Here is a 17,048-nt window from a genome sequence, read left to right on the forward strand (position 1 = left end):
GGCATTTTACTGTTAATTTTTAAATATACTGTGTTTCGTCCCTGTATTTTTTATACATTACTTCAAATGCCCCTGTTCTCAGTTCTCCATCTGCATAAACCGGAGTTCTCTTTTTGCAGTTCTCAATAAAGGCTTCCATTGTATTATATTCCTTCTGATCCCCACAGAAAACACAGTACGCAATCTCATCTCCATAACTGCGGTATTCACAGTTAAAGACCTGATCCTGATAGAGCTTCAGTTTTTTGCTGCACCACATTCCTATATAACCATTTCCCTTTTTTCCAAACAACCAGTGATCTTCCACCTTGTTCTGATCAAACTTTACACCAGGCCAGTATACATGAGTGAAGTGAATCGGATGCTCTTTTGGAATCTGATACACAGCTCCCAGTATTCCCTTTTCCTGACGCACAGCCGGCATTACACCATTTCCATACCAGTATCCCGGCCGCATCTGGCTAGAATCACAGGTGCCGCCTGGATGATTGGCAAAAATCTGTGTTTCACTGTCCAAAGCACAGCTCCACATATGCTGCTGATACCCATAAACCCCAGGTTCAAAACAGGTTGTCCCATGGAACCGCTCATTCAAGGACTTTGTGTAAGCGTGGGAGGTTTTATCTACATTCTGTCTTTCTTCCAAAAGTGTCAAATTAACCCATCGGTCATAATCTGTATCTTTTCTTGGAGACTGAACAGATGTGATACAGTATGCCTCATTCTTCTCCAGCCGAATCACCGCATTTCCCGTATTATACTCTGTCAGAACAGGATCTCTCATAAGTTTTTTGAGGCCTTCCGGAATTTCGTAACGGCTGGTAGCGTAAAAGGCCAGCCATCCTTCCCCATAAGAGTATGGAACATCCGGATCAATCAGATTCATCAGAGCCTGCGCTCCCTGAAGGAACGGATAAATAACCTGACGATACACACGTCCCATAGGCGCAATCACGGAACCTTTATAGGTATGAAGAGCCAGCATTTCAAGCAGACGGTCTGTAACTTTGACTGCTCTGTCTGAAATTTCCTTCGGGGTATAGTCAATCACATTTAAGAGCCCGGCAAATGTCACACACATATATACTGTGCTGAGGAATTCTTCAAACCCTCTCTCCTCTACATCATCCAGCCATTGTTCTACTCTTTTTTTTCCTGCTTCCCACAGCTGACGGCCTGTCATGTGCGCACGGGTAAAATACTCTTCCGGATAAAATTCTCCTGCATTCATTGCAGATACATAGAACATCAGGGAGTGATTTTCACTCCAGAAACACATGGCATCTGATCCTTCCTGATCCATCCAATATCTGTAATTAAGTAGTACCTCCTTTACCCTATTCTTTAATTCATCATCTAACTCATAATTTTTAAGATACCTTACCAGACCGCAGACCAGAAAATCGGAACAGTCAAACCGTTTTTCAATCTGCGAAAGAGTTTCCAAAAACAGCTCTCTGTCTTTTGCTGTAATTCTTCCTGTTGCCTTTCGTGCCAGAATGTTAGAAATGGAAAATCCGAATTTTCCTCCCCGGCTTAAGGACTCTACATCGGAAATCCTATGATATATCGCTTCTTTATTTTTCTCATAGTCCATTACTTTCAGGAATGACGGCACAATCATCGCCGTATCTTCCATCCGTCTTGCAAGCTTCTGGCCCTCTGCCGTACATTCTACAACAATATACGGTCTGCCAGCTTCAAGAACCGCCTCTGTTGCCCCACCGATATCATGGCGTTCTACCTTTGTCTCTGCCTTAGCAAAATCAGGACTCATGGAATCATATCCCAACGTTGTTCCCTTTGGAGCAGGGGTGTGGCAGAAAAGTTTTCCGTCCTGTATGATCAGCTGATCCAGCCATTTAGCGCAGTTTAAAACGCAGTTTGTATGCTCCTCGTCCGGTAAAACCACACGAATTTCATCTTTATGATCAATAACCTGAATTCCAAAAAGTGTACGCGTATCCCTGACGCCCAGGGTCTGCAAACGAATATACAATCTGTTTATTCCCTTTTTCAGGTTAAACATAACATTCTGCTTCTGAATGGGTTTGTAAACCGGAGGAGCCATAGCGCAGACATGCTCACCATTGCACCAAAGATCAACCGATGCATAAGACCAGACCACAGCTCTCACCTGCATATCCTCCTCTGCTTCAAGCTGCGTGCAGGCATCCATCTCCACCCGGGTAAGTACAGAATAAAATGTGCTTAGGTCTACAAACCAGTTTCCATAGTTATAGTAATATCTCCACGGAAGACCCAGGCTTCCCGTTTCATTCAGTTTAACCCGATCCTGCGGCTCCTTTGTCTGAGGTCTGGTAAGAATCGATCGAAGGTATTTTTCATAACGAAGTTGATTTTCATCTGCTGTATGGTCAATAAACGGCTCTTCCCGCAGTCCCGATATCAGATACTGCATAATAAAACCTTCCTCATTCAGTCTGTTTTCCATCCTGATTTTCTCCTCTCTTTTGCTTATCCTTTTACAGCTCCCGCTGTCATTCCGCTCATAAAATGTTTACTGGAAAAAATATAAATTACCACAATCGGCACAATGGAAATAGTAGCTCCTGCAAACATCAGATTCCAGGCAGCCGTTCCGTCTCCGCTGTTTTTGAGCATGGTAACGCCTACTGTCAGGGGACGCATTTTTTCATTAGACATCGTAAATACCAGCGGCATAATATATTCATTCCAGCCTCCTCTGAATGACAAAAGTGCTATGGTAGCTAAAATAGGTTTTAACAGAGGCAGAATTACCATATGGTAGATCTGGAAAAATGTACATCCGTCAATCATGGCCGCTTCATCTAATTCCTTTGGAATTGTATTTACAAAGCCTCTTACCAGAAAAATATAGGTTGTCTGCGCAGTTCCCGCCGCAATCAGTATAACACTTAAAAGTGACTGATTCATCTTTAATTTTACCGCCAATTCAAACAGTGGACGCAGTGTAACGCTTCCTACATTTACAAACATAAATGCTACAAACAAACTGTACAGAAGTTCTTTTCCACGGAAATTTTTCCTGGCAAATACATAACCGGACATACTGGTTGCAAACAGGGTTACCAGCATGACGCCCAAACTTATAATTACACTGTTTAATGTATAGCGTGCAAAATTTGCCTTTTCCCAGGCTTCCTTATAATTATCCAGGACAAATTTTTCAGGAAGAAGCTTTGTTCCTCCCCGAAGAAGCTCTGCGTTTTCTTTAAAGGAACCAAAGACAATATAGATCAATGGATACAGCGTAAATCCTGCTACAATAATGAGAAATATCGTCAAAATCAGACGGATACATTTTGTTTTTGTAGAGTACACACTATGATTCTTTTCCATGTTCCTCTCCTTTCTTAAACTACATCATCCAGTTTTCTTGCCACAAACATATAAATCGCAGTGACAATACCTATAATAAGGGCAGCAACAACACTTAACATTGTAGCGTATCCAATTTGAGGCGTTGTACTGGAACTGAATATAAGCTTATAAATATAAGAAAACATAACATGAGAACGATTGTTTGGACCTCCGTCTGTAAGTACCAGAATTGACTGATAGTCCTTAAATGCAGTGGTGATCGCCAGCATTAAAATAACCTTCAGAACCGAGCTCAGCATAGGCAGTGTAATATGGAAAAAGGTCTGTACTCCGTTGGCTCCGTCAATTCGGCTGCTCTCATAAATTTCCTCCGGAATACTGCTCATACCAGATATAAAATAAATCATGTAATTGCCAAAACCACCCCATACTGCTACAATCACAATCGAAAGCATAACAATAGAAGGATCCCCCAACCAGTCAATAGGAGCCTGGATGAGCCCCATTTTCTGCAGGGATGCATTTAAAACACCATTATACACCGCAAAAATAAATCCAAAAATCAAACTGTAGATTGCAGAGCTGATAACAGTAGGCATAAAATAAATTCCCCTGTATATCGAGGATCCTGTCAGCTTCTGGTTTAAAAGCACTGCCAGAAGAAGGGATAGCGGAATTACAAATAAAAGCTTCAGTCCTGCATACTCAAAGGTATGGAGTACGCTCCGCCAGAAGGTTTCATCCTCCAGCATACGCATGAAATTTCTTGCCCCTGTAAAATAAGCATTAAATCCATTATAGTCATAACAAATATATCGAAACAGCCAGAAGAACGGATAAATCGACATTACCACTAACAGGATTACAGCCGGAAGCATCATGAATACAGCTGCAAAATCTCCCCTGGAGTTAGCCCTAGCAATTCGATCCCGAAACGATAATTTATTACTGCTTTTCATAGCCAGCCTCCTTTTTCTTTTATTAAAGTGTTATAAAACAGTAAGAAGGTGCTGCAAGACCTGTGACAGTCACCTTACAGCACCTCCTGCATTAACCATATCCGATCGTTACACCCAGCACCTATTCTGTATATTCTACCGTTCCCTCACCCGGATGCAGGGGATCAAAATCTTTGATGACAATACGTTTTGTTTTTCCTATCTTGATATCATTTTCCAAAGCCTCATTGTAGCGCTTATTCAAATCCGCAATGGCTTCATCTGCACTGATATCACCCATAATTGCTCTCCAGATTACAGTTCCATAAGGATCTCCTTCCAGCGTTACAGAAGGAACTGCCGGATATACGCTTTCATAATCAGTCAGCGCGAAATCTGCAAGACGTCCTGTCTTAGATTTATCTATAATGCCATCCATATAATCGGAAATCGGAAGATATAATCCAGCCTCCAGATAACCCTTTAAGAATTCTTCACTGCTGAAAAATTTGATTACTTCCCAAGCTTTATCCTTATGAGGACAGGAGGAAAACATCATATATCCCTTCTGAGGTTTAATTGCCTGGGCTCCCTTTCTGGTTCCGTCTAAAGACGGTACCTCTGCAACGCCCCACTCAAACTTATCAATGGGGAACTGAGAAGTAAATACTCCCGCCTCCTGAGAAGCATTTCCCCAGATACCAAACGTGCCCTCTACAAACTGTGCTCTCATCGCATCTACTCCCTGAGACATGGATCCCGGGAATACACTGTTATTTGTAAAGAATTTGGATGCTGTTTCAATCAAAGGTTTATATCCGCCAAAATTAAACTTTCCTTCTTTAAAGTCATAACGGTAAATACCGCTTGTCTCAGCGACTCCTTCCAGCCATCGTTCAAACGGTACAGACTGGGTAAAACCTACGCCATAAGTGGTTCCTTCTCCCTGCTGTGTGATCTTGTCAGCCAGTTCCACTACACCTTCCAGTGTGTCAGGAAATTCCGTATATCCTGCTTTTTCCACCAGTTCTTTATTATATTCGATTCTAGTACCGCTTCTCATTCCTGTCGGAATCCAGTATACATTACCATCAATTACATTTATTCCCTCAAACTGCAGCTTGCTGGCTTCTGTAACCTTTTCATATTCAGTATCCTTTATGTACTCATTTAAGGGCTCCAGTATACCAGCTTCAGCAAATGTCTTCAGATCAAATCCACTGGTTGCTGCTCCCACACCTGCAATATCCGGCGCGGTCCCTGAGGAATACGCTAATGACATCATATTTGCATAATCATCTGTAATTACATTTAATGCAATTTCGATTCCCTTATCATTCGTATTATTAAATTCCTCGATTTTTGACTCCACATACTCAGAATCATGTCGATCCTGTGTCCATACTGTGACAACTGTCTTTTCTCCGGAGTCTGCTGCCTCCTCCTTTTTTTCGGACCCAGCCTCTGCACTCTTTTCTGTCTTTGCCGGCTCCTGATCCTTGGCAGCATCACTGCTGCCTGAACATCCTGCTAATGATGCTGCCATTGTCCCTGCCAACATCAGACTCACCCATTTTCTCCTTCTCATAATAACCTCCTTTGTTACTTTTAACTTGTTATCCTGATTTTACCATTTAAAACTATATATTTTGATGACTTATTCCAATACAAATATCACTTTTTTAATTATAATGCACTATATTTACAAAAAAAGACATTCTGTATCAGTGTTTATGCTGTAGCAGAATGTCTTTTTACAATACTTTTTAATTTTCAGCACTGTCTCTTTTTAAATCATCTGGCTTTACGCTCAACTTTCTCCTTTTTAACCGTTCATTCACCGTATCCCGCAAAAGTGTATACAGCACGGAGCACAACGGAATAAAAATCAGCATTCCTACCACGCCCATCATACTGCCACCCAGAGTTACAGCGACCAAAACCCAGATAGACGGTAGGCCCACAGAATTGCCTACCACATGGGGATAGATCATATTCCCCTCAATCTGCTGGAGAGTGAAAAATACCACACTGAACAGCAGCGCATCCATAGGGGAAATGATCAGCATGAGAAAAGCTCCTACCGCCCAGCCGATAAAGGCCCCAAATACGGGAATCAGCGCTGTAAATGCGATCAGAACACCGATGAGCAGCGCATAGGGCAGACGCAGCACCACAAGCACAATAAAAAACATAGAGCCCAGGATTACAGCTTCCATACACTGGCCGGTAAAGAAATTAGAAAATGTCCTTGAAGTAAGCGCTGCGATCCTCACAATCCCTTCAACGGTTCTCTCCGGAAGAAAAGCCGCCAGAAGCTTTTTTATCTGCCTGATAAGATTTTCTTTCTGAAGAAGAATATAAATTGAAAAAATAAAGCCGATCAGGAAAGTAGACATTCCATTCACAATGGATATAGCCGCAGAGAAGGTCGTATCCAGCATGGAGCCAGCTCCATTTTTCAAAAATTTCAAAGAGTCATTGAAAAGCTGCTGCCAGTCAATCTGGATCTGTTCCATATTGGTAAGAATCTGGGGATTTTCTGCAAACAGCTGCTCAAGCCACTGACGGACTTCTCCGAAAAATACGGGGATACTGCTTTGAAGGCCTAATAGTGTGCGCACCAGCTGGGGAGCCACTACAAACATAACAAGAAACAGCACACCTGCCACCAGGAGGATGGACAGTGCCATACTCACAGGGCGCAGCAGACGGCTGCCCTTTTTCAGCACGTGGCTTAAGCTGCTCTCGATCCTGCGCATAGGTACATTTAGTACAAAAGCGATGGCTGCTCCCAGGATAAATGGGGCAGCCATATTAACAGCTGCCGCCAGCAGTCCCAGCACCTTTATATAATTGATGCCTACAATGACCGTAATCACGGTAAAGAGAATCAAGCCCCTTATTTTATTGATGGTATCGCGATTCAGTTCCATTTTCATTTCCTTTTCTTTACAATTTTCCTGCTTCTTCTAAAAATACAAGCCGGATTTCTTCCCTGGTTCCCTTAAGGGTTCCCTGAGCCATCATCGTACTTCCGCCGCCTCTTCCCTCAAGGCGATCATTCATGGCCTTGCTTAAAGTCCTCATATCTGCCTGGCTGCTGCCAAGAGCATACTGATACAGACCAGCTTCATCATTTCCGGAAAATACACCTGTAATCCTTCCCTTGTTCTGTTCATAAAGCAGGGTAGCAAACTGGCGGAGCTGAAGCGGCTCCATGCCTTCCTCAAAAAATTCTTCCGGTCCATGGCTTTCAGGACATACTGCAAGCTTCAACTGAAAGATCTGACGCCACATTTCCCCGATATGCCCGTCTTTTTGCTGGCTTTCCTGCTTAAGCTTTTCTACTGCCTCAGGAACCTGAGCTACTTTGGCGGAAAGAAAATTGGAAATGCGGATTTCATCCTTTAAACGGTTTCTGTAATCCAAAAGAGCCAGACGGCCGCAAAGCATGGAAATACGCACTCCGCCCTTATAATGGATCATCGTCCTTGTTTTGATTATACCCACTTCTCCCGTACGTTCTACATGGGTTCCGCAGCAGGCGCACACATCCGCGCCGGGGATTTCCACAATACGCACCTGCCCGGTAAGCTCTTTTTTACTCCTGTATTCCAGATTTTTTAATTCCTCATCTGATGGATAAAGCACCTTTACCGGCACATTGGCATATACAATTTCATTTGCCTCATCCTCCAGCATCTCAAGCTGTTCCTGGGTGAGAACACCGTTAAAATCAATCGTTACTTCATCCGCTCCCATGTGAAAGCCCACATTGTCATAGCCGAAATGGCGGTGCACCAGTCCGGATAAAATGTGTTCTCCGGTATGCTGCTGCATCAGGTCATACCGTCTGTTCCAGTCTATGATTCCCTCGGCCCGGATTCCTGCTTCAATGGGCTCTGCCAGCTCATGAACAATCTCCCCCGCTCTCTCATGGACGCTTAATACAGAAATCCCGTTGATTGTTCCTGTATCATAGGGCTGTCCGCCGCCCTCAGGATAAAAGCCGGTCTGATCAAAGACAGCCTCCCATGTTCCTTTTTTTGATGGTGTACATGACAAAACGGTACACATAAAGCTTTTTACATAAGGTGTTCCGTAATATAAACGATTCTGATCCATTTTTTCTCCTCCGGTCCCATACGCATAATCTGCTGTCCGTTTTATACACGGACAGGACTGTAACAGATTATACTACATTTTGTCAGGCTCTTCCATTTAATTTTTCTAAAATTTTTTCGTATTTTCAGAAACATGAGCAAGCTTCCCTTCATATGATACATTGTAATCAAACAGTTCTGGAGGAACAAAAATGAGTGATGTAGCAGCAACAAATTGCGGATGCGGATGTGACTGCGGGTGCGGATGCCAGTCAGGAGGCGGCTTTAATATCATCTGGCTGATCCTGATCCTGTGCTGCTGCGGCGGAGGCAGCTTCGGCGGCGGATGCTGTGAACATAACCACGGCGGCGGATTCGGATGCGGATGCGATATCATCTGGATCCTTCTGATCCTGTGCTGCTGCGGCGGAAACAGCTTCTGCTGATTCCCCTGCGCACAGACTTAACGCTTTAACCCCCTTATCTTCCTCACAGGGCCGCAGACCGACAGGCGCAGACAGCGTCCGAAGGGCTGCGGCCCTGTCCTTTAAAAAATAAGCCGAAGAAAAAGCGGCCCTCAGCCGCCCTTTCTCAATCCGTCCATCTTATCCCCGTTCGCCCGGTTTGTGAACTGCTTCCGGAGAAGATTTCAATGGACATCCCATTCCCTGGCAGCCGTTTTGACCGCCCATTTTTTCGTCCCTTTTTCTCAAAAGACAGGCTTCATCTATTTCATATACAGCATTTCCATCTATAACAAGCTTTCCATACATATACATTAACCTCTTTTTCCATACTTTGCGTTTTTGAAAATGGGGAATATCAATCCTTCCCTTATTTTATATATATGCATGAGATTCCCAAAAACAGCATATGTTTAGACCAAAGCATGAAAGCTGGTGAAGCAGTATGGCGAACCCTTCAGGGGAAAGCAGTGATTATAAACTCACCGATCTGGACTATCTCATTGGTGACCACCACCTTCAGATGATCAAGGCTGCCCTGCCTTTTTTAGAAGTACCGGAACAAAAAGCTGTATCTGTATTTGTAAAAGCTCAGGAATTAAAAAATACATTGGAGCTTTTTGAAACAGAAGAAATAGCTTCCATGGGAATCTGTTCTCTGGAAGAACCTCAGTCCCGCGGCTCTGTCAAAGAGCTTTTAAAGGCGATACGGCCTTATGGAACCCCACAGGAACAGGATCTAATCGATCTGGCAAAAGCCTTTATCGAAGGGCAGACCCCCATGGAACAGCTGTGCCGTCTCCTGTCTCCGGAACAGCAGGCCCGTTTTGAAACACTTCAAATGATGGTCACGGCTTTCCAGGCCATGGCATAGTGCTTCGTACAAACATTCATTCTAAAAGGGAATCGTACATGCAGATCCCGGAAAGGATTACATAATTATGGACGACAGCTGGAAAAATGATCCCCGTCTTAAGACTATGGACAAAGAAAAACTGGAGCTTCTGACCCGCTTTGCCGAACAGGCAGGCCGATCCAAAAAGGAAGAGCTTCCCCAGACCCTTATGGCGATTCACTTAGAATCCCAAAAACAGGGAATCCATTTTAATGACAAAGAGACCGCTCTCCTTATAAATATCCTCAGCGCCCATATGACGCCCAAGGAAAAAAAGAAGGTCGATCTCTTAAAAATGATCTCTCAAAAACTTATGGCTGGAAAATAGCCCCAAATCACACAGATATTTTGTCAGCAGAGGCGGACTCGTCATCCGTCACTGCCGACAATAACAATCTTCGTATCCGATGTTACGTTCTTTATCAGCTCCTCCATCCGTTCCTGAGGCAGACAAATGCAGCCTGAAGAACCTTTATAGGAGGAATCCATAAAACAGTGAAGAAAGATAGCAGAACCCTCTCCCGGCACACAATCTGCATTGTAGGTCAGATTCAGAGCATAATTATAATAGGGCGAGGCCTGAATGAGGTTTTCGCCCGAAACCCAGTCCTTTGATACAGAAGATGTATTTACAAGGCGGTTATAATATGCACTGGCAGGATCATCCACCCAGGTATCTCCCTGGACAATCTGGTGATAAGGCAGCACACTTCCCGGATCCTCCAAAAGGCCGAATGCCAGATCAAAGCTGTAAACTCCAGCCGGTGTGGCCTTATCTCCTTCCTTTTTATCTTCTGTGATCCCTTTGCTTCCCACATAGCCCGGCTCTGTCCACATATGCTGCCAGCCATTCTGCATATGAACATAGTAGGAAATATCAGCCTCACAGCCGACTGTTCCTTTAACAAGGAGCAACTGATCTGTATTCTGAAACTGATCCTGCGTTTTTTTCTCGTCATGAGTTTTTATCTCACCGGGTCCGCCGCTCATTGCCCCTGTCTCAGCCTGTCCTGCTGCAAAAGCCGTTGCCGTCCCAAACATCAATGCTGCACAGATGCATACTCCAACAGCAGTGCCCATCCTTTTTCTTTTGTACATATCTCCTACCTCCGCTCCAGCGCCTTTTTCACAATATAGGCAGCTTCTTCCGCATCCTTTTTATCCACATAGGCATAGTACGAGGTCTGGCGTCTGAGAGTTTCTCCCACAGAAGCCGCAGTACCAGTCATCCAATTTACAGTAGTACCGTTTACATGTTTTGTTTCATATCTTATTCCATGTTCCTTAAGCGCTGCTGTTATCCGAAAGAAAAGCTCCGGATCCGTATTCATAAATATTTCTTTCTTTGAAAAACCAAACATAGAAGCACACACTCCTCTCTGATGATTTCATTCTACCATAGATTGATCCGAAAATCTCTTACAGTTTCCTGAATGTATGCCTCTGTTTTGACGATCTGTTTCTGTTTTCTATGTTTCTTCTGATCCATCTGTATCTGCCTGAGAATCCTGATATGTTTTATCACTGATACGCAGAACAATTTCCTCCGGATCCACCCGCAGTTCAATCGTATCACTCATAAGCTCAGGAATATCCTTCACCATTACCACTGTGCCTACCGCCATTCCATCCAGGTCAATGGTAATCGTATCGATCATGTCCGCCGGGAGAGATGCATATGGGATCTCCATCATCATCTTCTCCAGCTGGTTCCCAGCCTTTTCTTCATTCTCAAGCAGAATGTGGATTACACTGTTTACCTTCTCATCTGCAACCAGCGCCTGAAAGCTGAGGTGAAGGATTTCGTTATTCAGCGTGTTCAGGCTTTTTTCCTTAATCTGCGCCGGAATAGCCTGTCCCTCCAAGTCAATGGCAATCTTACTTCCCTCTCTTAACTGCCGCACCAGCCTGCGGGCCTCTGCCTCCTCCATCTGAATAGAAATGGACTCAGGAAGGGACTTTCCAATAATATTACCCGGAACCATCCCCAACTGTCTCAACCGCTTTGCCTTTATTCCAGTATCTCTCTTTTTTACATGAATCTGATCCATAATTTCGCCTCCTTATAGACTATATATGCCGTGTGCGGCGAAATATGCCTAAAAAAGAGGAGACATTTCGCAACATACGAAAATCTCCTCTCTTTTTCTCAAATTATTTGCAGACAATATTTACAATTCTTCCAGGAACGTAAATCTCTTTTACGATATTTCCTGCCAGCTTGTCCTTTACCGCTTCTCTTCCCTGAGCGATCACATCATCCTTTGCAATATCAGCAGGTACGTTGATGACTGCGCGGGTCTTGCCGTTTACCTGAACAGCGATCTCAATCTCGTCGTCCTTCATGGCTTCCTCATCGCACTCCGGCCACTGGGAATGGAATACGCTGTCTGTGCCGCCCAGCTGGCTCCACAGCTCTTCGCCGATATGAGGTGCAAATGGAGCAAGGAGAGTAACGAAGGTCTTTAAGGTTTCTTTATCGATTCCGCCTTCCTTCTTTGCAAGCTCGATAAACTTGTTGTTGTACTCCATAAAGCCGGAAATAACGGTATTTAAGCTGAACTGGTTGAATCTCTGCTCAATATCATATACCAGCTTATGGCGGAGCTTGATCATTTCCTTTGTCGGCTGGATATCCTTATCCTTGCTGTCCATGACCAGGTTCCAGAAGCGATTTAAGAAACGGGAAACGCCCTCGATCCCTCGGTCATCCCACTCTGCATCCAGCTCCGGCGGTCCTACGAACAGCTCGTACAGACGCAGGGAATCACAGCCGTAATCTCTTACCAGGTCATCCGGGGAAACGACATTTCCCTTGGACTTGCTCATCTTGATGCCGTTCTTTCCGGTGATCATACCCTGGTTAAAGAGCTTCTTAAAGGGCTCATCAAAATCGACAACACCGATATCGCAAAGGAATTTGGTGTAGAAACGGGAATACAGAAGGTGAAGCACCGCATGCTCTACGCCGCCGATATACATATCTACAGGAAGGTATTTATCTGCCTTTTCTCTGGAAACAAGGGCCTCACTGTTGTGGCTGTCCACATAGCGCAGGAAGTACCAGGAGGAACCGGCCCACTGAGGCATGGTATTGGTCTCTCTCTTTGCAGCAGCTCCGCAGACTGGACAGGTAGTATTGACCCACTCGTCAATGGCAGCCAGAGGAGATTCACCGGTACCGGTAGGCTGATAGCTCTCTACCTCAGGCAGACGCAGCGGAAGCTGATCCTCCGGAACAGGCACGCAGCCGCACTTTGGACAGTGGATGATCGGAATGGGCTCGCCCCAGTATCTCTGACGGGAGAATACCCAGTCGCGCAGCTTGTAGTTGACTGTCTTGCGTCCAAAGCCCTTTTCTTCGATCATCTGAGGAGCTTCTTTTTTCAGAACAGAGGACTCCATGCCGTTCCATTCGCCGGAATTGATCATGGTTCCACTTGCCTCTGTATAGGCTTCAGTCATATTTTCAATTTCCTTGCCGTCCTTTGCGATTACCTGAACGATAGGAAGGCCGAATTTCTTAGCAAATTCAAAGTCTCTGTCATCATGGGCAGGTACACACATGATGGCACCTGTGCCGTAATCAGCCAGTACATAATCGGACAGCCAGATTGGCGTCTTTGCTCCATTTAAGGGGTTGATGGCATAGCTGCCTGTAAAAACGCCAGTCTTTTCCTTTGCCTGCATACGGTCTACGTTAGAACGCATGGAGGAATCGAAAATATATTTTTCAACGGCTTCTCTTGTCTCATCGGTAGCCAGGCTCTTTGCCAGCTTGTGCTCCGGAGCCAGCACCATAAAGGTTGCGCCGTGAAGGGTATCAGGTCTTGTAGTATAAACGGTAATCTTTTCCTCTCTGCCGTCAATGGGGAATTCCACCTCGGCGCCATAGGATTTGCCGATCCAGTCTGCCTGCATCTTCTTAACCTTTTCCGGCCAGTCTAATTTGTCAAGATCATTTAACAGGCGCTCTGCGTAGGCCGTGATCTTTAACATCCACTGACGGAGGTTCTTCTTTGTAACAGGGGTTCCGCATCGCTCGCAGCAGCCGTTTACCACCTCTTCGTTTGCAAGGCCGGTCTTACAGGAAGGGCACCAGTTGATAGGGGATTCCTTCTCATAGGCAAGTCCCTTTTTAAACATCTGCACAAAAATCCATTGCGTCCACTTGTAAAACTCAGGATCTGTGGTATTTACTTCCATATCCCAGTCATAGATTGCAGCAATCTGCTTGATCTGGCGCTTGATATTGGTAATGTTGGCCTCTGTGGACTTTGCAGGATGAACGCCCATCTTGATGGCATAGTTTTCTGCCGGAAGTCCAAATGCATCCCATCCCATAGGATGGATCACATATTTGCCTCTTAACAGCTGATACCGGCTCCATACATCAGAGATTACATAGCCTCTCCAGTGACCTACATGAAGGCCGCTTCCAGATGGATACGGGAACATATCCAGGCAGTAGTATTTTTCTTTCGTTCCGTCATTTACATTGATCGGATTTTTTTCCCAGTTCTCACGCCACTTCTTTTCAATGGCGCTGTGATTGTACTGTGATGCCATAATTCATTCCTCCGTTAATATTAGTGCTCAGAGCTGGACACACTTTCCTGTAAAACAAAAAACCACATCTCTTAAATTGCTTCAAGAGACGCGGTCATAGTTCCACGCGGTACCACTCTGATTCGCATGGTAAGCCCATGCGCACTCATCTGCCCCTGTAACGGTGGGCACTCCGGCTTTTCCTACTCAGACTGGCAAATGCCCTTCAGAAAGGCTGCTCCAGGACCAGTTCAGTATCCTCCTGCCGCCGGCTCTCAGCCTCTACCGGCTCTCTGTGAGACAAAATAAATACGTACTACTTCCTGTCAATGCATTTATACTGAATCTTAATTTAACACATTTGACAATGGCTGTCAATATACTGTCAAAAAAAGCCGTGGCTGTTTATACCGCCAAAAACTTACAGGCGTTCGATAATTGCCTTTGTATATGCTTCCGTTCCAGCGCATCCGCCCAGATCCGGCGTTAGAATCGTTCCATCCTTTAATACCTCATCCACTGCTCTTCGGATTTTTGCAGAAATCTCCTGCTTTCCCAGATGCTCTAACATCATGCAGGCGGACCACAAAAATGCAGTGGGATTGGCAATTCCCTTTCCTGCGATATCGGGGGCGCTGCCGTGAACTGCCTCAAACATGGCAAAGTCCGTTCCCATATTGCTGGAGGGCAGAAGACCCAGTCCGCCGATGAGCCCGCTGGTAAGATCCGACAGAATATCTCCATACAGATTTTCTGTCACTATTACGTCAAAGGTTTCCGGATGCATTACCAGCTGCATGGCTACATTATCAACGATCTTATCCTCTGCTTCAATTCCAGGATATTCCCGGCTGATCTCGTAAAAAACATCACGGAACAGGCCGTCGGAAAGCTTCATGATATTAGCCTTATGGACGCAGGTTACTTTTTTTCTTTTGTTCTTTACCGCATAGTCAAAGGCGGATCGGACAATGCGCTCACTGCATTTTCTGGTAATGATTTTAATGGAATGGGCCGTATTCTCATCAATCTTTTCTTCCACGCCAGCATAGAGATCCTCTGTGTTTTCTCTGAACATTACAATATCCACATGTTCAAAGGGCGTCTTAACTGCAGCGTTAGACTTTGCAGGGCGCATATTGGCGTAAAGATCGTATTTTTTGCGCAACGTTACATTCAGCGAACGGAAGCCGGTTCCTAATGGAGTCGTGATCGGAGATTTTAAAAGCACATGGGTCTTTTCAAAGGAAGCAAAGCCTGCTTCCGGTATCAGAGCACCATTTTCCTCATACTCTGCCGCTCCTACACGGAAAATCTCATAATCCAGATCTGCACCTGCCGCATCCAGGATTGCAAGCACTGCATCTGTAATCTCCGGTCCAATGCCGTCTCCCTTAAATACTGTGATTGTATTCGTTTCCATGACTTATCTCTCCTCCATTGGCATATAGCCCTTATTGTCCCCTACATACTTGGTAGCAGGACGCATGATCCGTCCGTCATACAGCTTGTTTTCGATATTGTGGGCCACCCAGCCTACCATACGGCTGCACATAAATAATGGTGTATACAGGTCTCTGGGAATATTTAACATTCCATAAGCAAAACCACTGTAATAGTCTACATTGGTAGGCAGAGCCACACCCTTTCTCTCCTTCATAACCTCCAGGGCAGCATTTTCAAACCTCTGGCGGAAGTCAAATTCCGTCATCTGCTTTTTCTCCTTAGCCACCTCTGCACAGCAGGCTCTGAGCATATCTGCACGGGGATCGGAAACCGTATAAACCGCATGGCCGAAACCGTATACCAGACCAGAACCGTCATACAGCTTTCCATCCATCAGCTTATGGACTGCAGCCCGCAGCTTTTTATCATCTGCCGTATAGCCTCCGACTTCATCCAAAACTGCATCCATCATTTCTGCCACCTTGATATTGGCGCCTCCGTGTCTGGGGCCTTTTAAAGAACCGATGCTGGCAGATACGGTCGAATAAATATCTGTCCCTGTAGAGGAAATTACCACGTTGGTAAAAGTAGAGTTATTTCCGCCGCCATGATCCGCATGAAGCATCAGGATCGTATCTAAGAGGCTGGCTTCCTTATCCGTAAACTTCTGATCTTTTCTCAGAACACTCAGGAAATTTTCTGCAATGGAATATTCCGGATTGGCATAATGGATAAAGAGGCTGTCTCTGTTATAATAATGAACCTTACTCTGATAGGCATAGCAGGCAATGGACGGCAGCTTTGCCACCAGGTTGATTCCTTTTACCAGCGTTTCATATACATCTGTATTGTCTGGATCGTCATCATAATTATACAGGGTAAGAACCGCATCCTGCAGCTTGTTCATCAGGTTCTTTCCCGGCATCCGCAGCAGGTTCATTTCCACAAATTCATCTGGTATCTCATAACAATCTCTTAAGATTGCACAGAACTGATCCAGCTCCTTTCTTTTTGGAAGATACCCAAAAAGCAGAAGGAAGCATACCTCCTCATAGCCGAAATGGCTGTTCAGCTTTCCCTTTACCAGATCGACCACATTGTAGCCTCTGTAATAAAGCTCTCCGGGAATCGCCACGATCTGTCCGTCCGCTCCCTCACTGTATCCTACAACATCTGCAACCCGTGTAAGCCCAACACGGACACCTGTGCCATCCTCATTTCTCAGACCTTTCTTTACATTGTATTCCTTATACCATTTATTAGGAATATCTGTATAATTCTGAGACTTTCCATAAAACTGTGCAAGATAGCTTTCTCTTGTCAT

At 44.9% G+C, this 17,048-nt stretch carries 16 protein-coding genes and 1 other annotated feature; of the genes, 3 read left to right on the top strand and 13 right to left on the bottom strand.

The genetic code is table 11. From position 1 onward, the window contains the following. Positions 1-19 precede the first annotated feature (19 nt). From BN3656_RS13395 to BN3656_RS13420, 6 genes are all read right to left on the bottom strand, one after another. Positions 20-2,455, bottom strand: coding sequence for a hypothetical protein (locus BN3656_RS13395; RefSeq protein ID WP_066549047.1), 2,436 nt, complete (start codon positions 2,453-2,455; stop codon positions 20-22). Positions 2,456-2,478: 23 nt separating this feature from the next. Next, the gene (locus BN3656_RS13400) at positions 2,479-3,345 is read right to left on the bottom strand and encodes a carbohydrate ABC transporter permease (RefSeq protein WP_066549054.1); all 867 of its coding nucleotides are present in this window, start codon (positions 3,343-3,345) and stop codon (positions 2,479-2,481) included. A 14-nt stretch (positions 3,346-3,359) separates the two neighbouring features. Further along, positions 3,360-4,286 carry a sugar ABC transporter permease gene (locus BN3656_RS13405; RefSeq protein ID WP_066549057.1) on the bottom strand — a complete coding sequence of 309 codons (927 nt, stop codon included), beginning with the start codon at positions 4,284-4,286 and terminating at the stop codon, positions 3,360-3,362. 121 nt (positions 4,287-4,407) lie between these two features. Continuing rightward, positions 4,408-5,853: an extracellular solute-binding protein gene (locus BN3656_RS13410; protein ID WP_066549059.1), complete on the bottom strand. Its 1,446-nt coding sequence runs from the start codon at positions 5,851-5,853 to the stop codon at positions 4,408-4,410. Positions 5,854-6,031: 178 nt separating this feature from the next. After that, positions 6,032-7,201 carry an AI-2E family transporter gene (locus BN3656_RS13415; RefSeq protein WP_066549062.1) on the bottom strand — a complete coding sequence of 390 codons (1,170 nt, stop codon included), beginning with the start codon at positions 7,199-7,201 and terminating at the stop codon, positions 6,032-6,034. 16 nt (positions 7,202-7,217) lie between these two features. Continuing rightward, entirely contained in the window at positions 7,218-8,393 is a 1,176-nt protein-coding gene (locus BN3656_RS13420; protein ID WP_066549064.1) for an alanyl-tRNA editing protein, read from the bottom strand. Positions 8,394-8,583: 190 nt separating this feature from the next. Between BN3656_RS13420 and BN3656_RS13425 the strand changes: the two genes are divergently transcribed. Continuing rightward, complete coding sequence (locus BN3656_RS13425; protein ID WP_066549066.1) at positions 8,584-8,817, top strand: hypothetical protein; 234 nt, start codon at positions 8,584-8,586, stop codon at positions 8,815-8,817. A 159-nt stretch (positions 8,818-8,976) separates the two neighbouring features. Here the strand turns inward: BN3656_RS13425 and BN3656_RS16720 are convergent, their stop codons facing one another. Further along, positions 8,977-9,144 (bottom strand): hypothetical protein, encoded by a 168-nt coding sequence (locus tag BN3656_RS16720; protein WP_167544866.1) that lies wholly within the window; start codon positions 9,142-9,144, stop codon positions 8,977-8,979. Positions 9,145-9,280: 136 nt separating this feature from the next. Between BN3656_RS16720 and BN3656_RS13430 the strand changes: the two genes are divergently transcribed. Together BN3656_RS13430 and BN3656_RS13435 are read left to right on the top strand one after the other, a co-directional pair. Further along, positions 9,281-9,709, top strand: a complete 429-nt coding sequence (locus BN3656_RS13430) for a hypothetical protein (RefSeq protein ID WP_066549068.1) — start codon at positions 9,281-9,283, stop codon at positions 9,707-9,709. A gap of 67 nt (positions 9,710-9,776) precedes the next feature. Further along, entirely contained in the window at positions 9,777-10,058 is a 282-nt protein-coding gene (locus tag BN3656_RS13435; RefSeq protein WP_066549070.1) for a hypothetical protein, read from the top strand. 41 nt (positions 10,059-10,099) lie between these two features. Here BN3656_RS13435 and BN3656_RS13440 read toward each other — a convergent pair whose 3' ends face one another. The 6 genes from BN3656_RS13440 to BN3656_RS13465 form a co-directional block, all read right to left on the bottom strand. After that, complete coding sequence (locus tag BN3656_RS13440; RefSeq protein ID WP_081422962.1) at positions 10,100-10,828, bottom strand: L,D-transpeptidase family protein; 729 nt, start codon at positions 10,826-10,828, stop codon at positions 10,100-10,102. Positions 10,829-10,833: 5 nt separating this feature from the next. After that, a complete protein-coding gene (locus BN3656_RS13445; RefSeq protein WP_066549072.1) occupies positions 10,834-11,091 on the bottom strand; it encodes a hypothetical protein in 258 nt (85 codons plus the stop codon). A 108-nt stretch (positions 11,092-11,199) separates the two neighbouring features. After that, the gene (locus tag BN3656_RS13450; protein ID WP_066549074.1) at positions 11,200-11,781 is read right to left on the bottom strand and encodes a 5S rRNA E-loop-binding protein; all 582 of its coding nucleotides are present in this window, start codon (positions 11,779-11,781) and stop codon (positions 11,200-11,202) included. Between the two features lie 103 nt (positions 11,782-11,884). Further along, positions 11,885-14,299, bottom strand: a complete 2,415-nt coding sequence (gene leuS / locus BN3656_RS13455) for a leucine--tRNA ligase (RefSeq protein ID WP_066549076.1) — start codon at positions 14,297-14,299, stop codon at positions 11,885-11,887. Positions 14,300-14,380: 81 nt separating this feature from the next. Continuing rightward, positions 14,381-14,617: a binding site (T-box leader), on the bottom strand. An 82-nt stretch (positions 14,618-14,699) separates the two neighbouring features. Beyond that, positions 14,700-15,701 carry an isocitrate/isopropylmalate dehydrogenase family protein gene (locus BN3656_RS13460; protein ID WP_066549078.1) on the bottom strand — a complete coding sequence of 334 codons (1,002 nt, stop codon included), beginning with the start codon at positions 15,699-15,701 and terminating at the stop codon, positions 14,700-14,702. Between the two features lie 3 nt (positions 15,702-15,704). Beyond that, complete coding sequence (locus tag BN3656_RS13465) at positions 15,705-17,048, bottom strand: citrate synthase (protein ID WP_066549079.1); 1,344 nt, start codon at positions 17,046-17,048, stop codon at positions 15,705-15,707.

Source organism: Clostridium sp. AT4, assembly GCF_001517625.2.
Classification (GTDB): Bacteria; Bacillota; Clostridia; order Lachnospirales; family Lachnospiraceae; genus Enterocloster.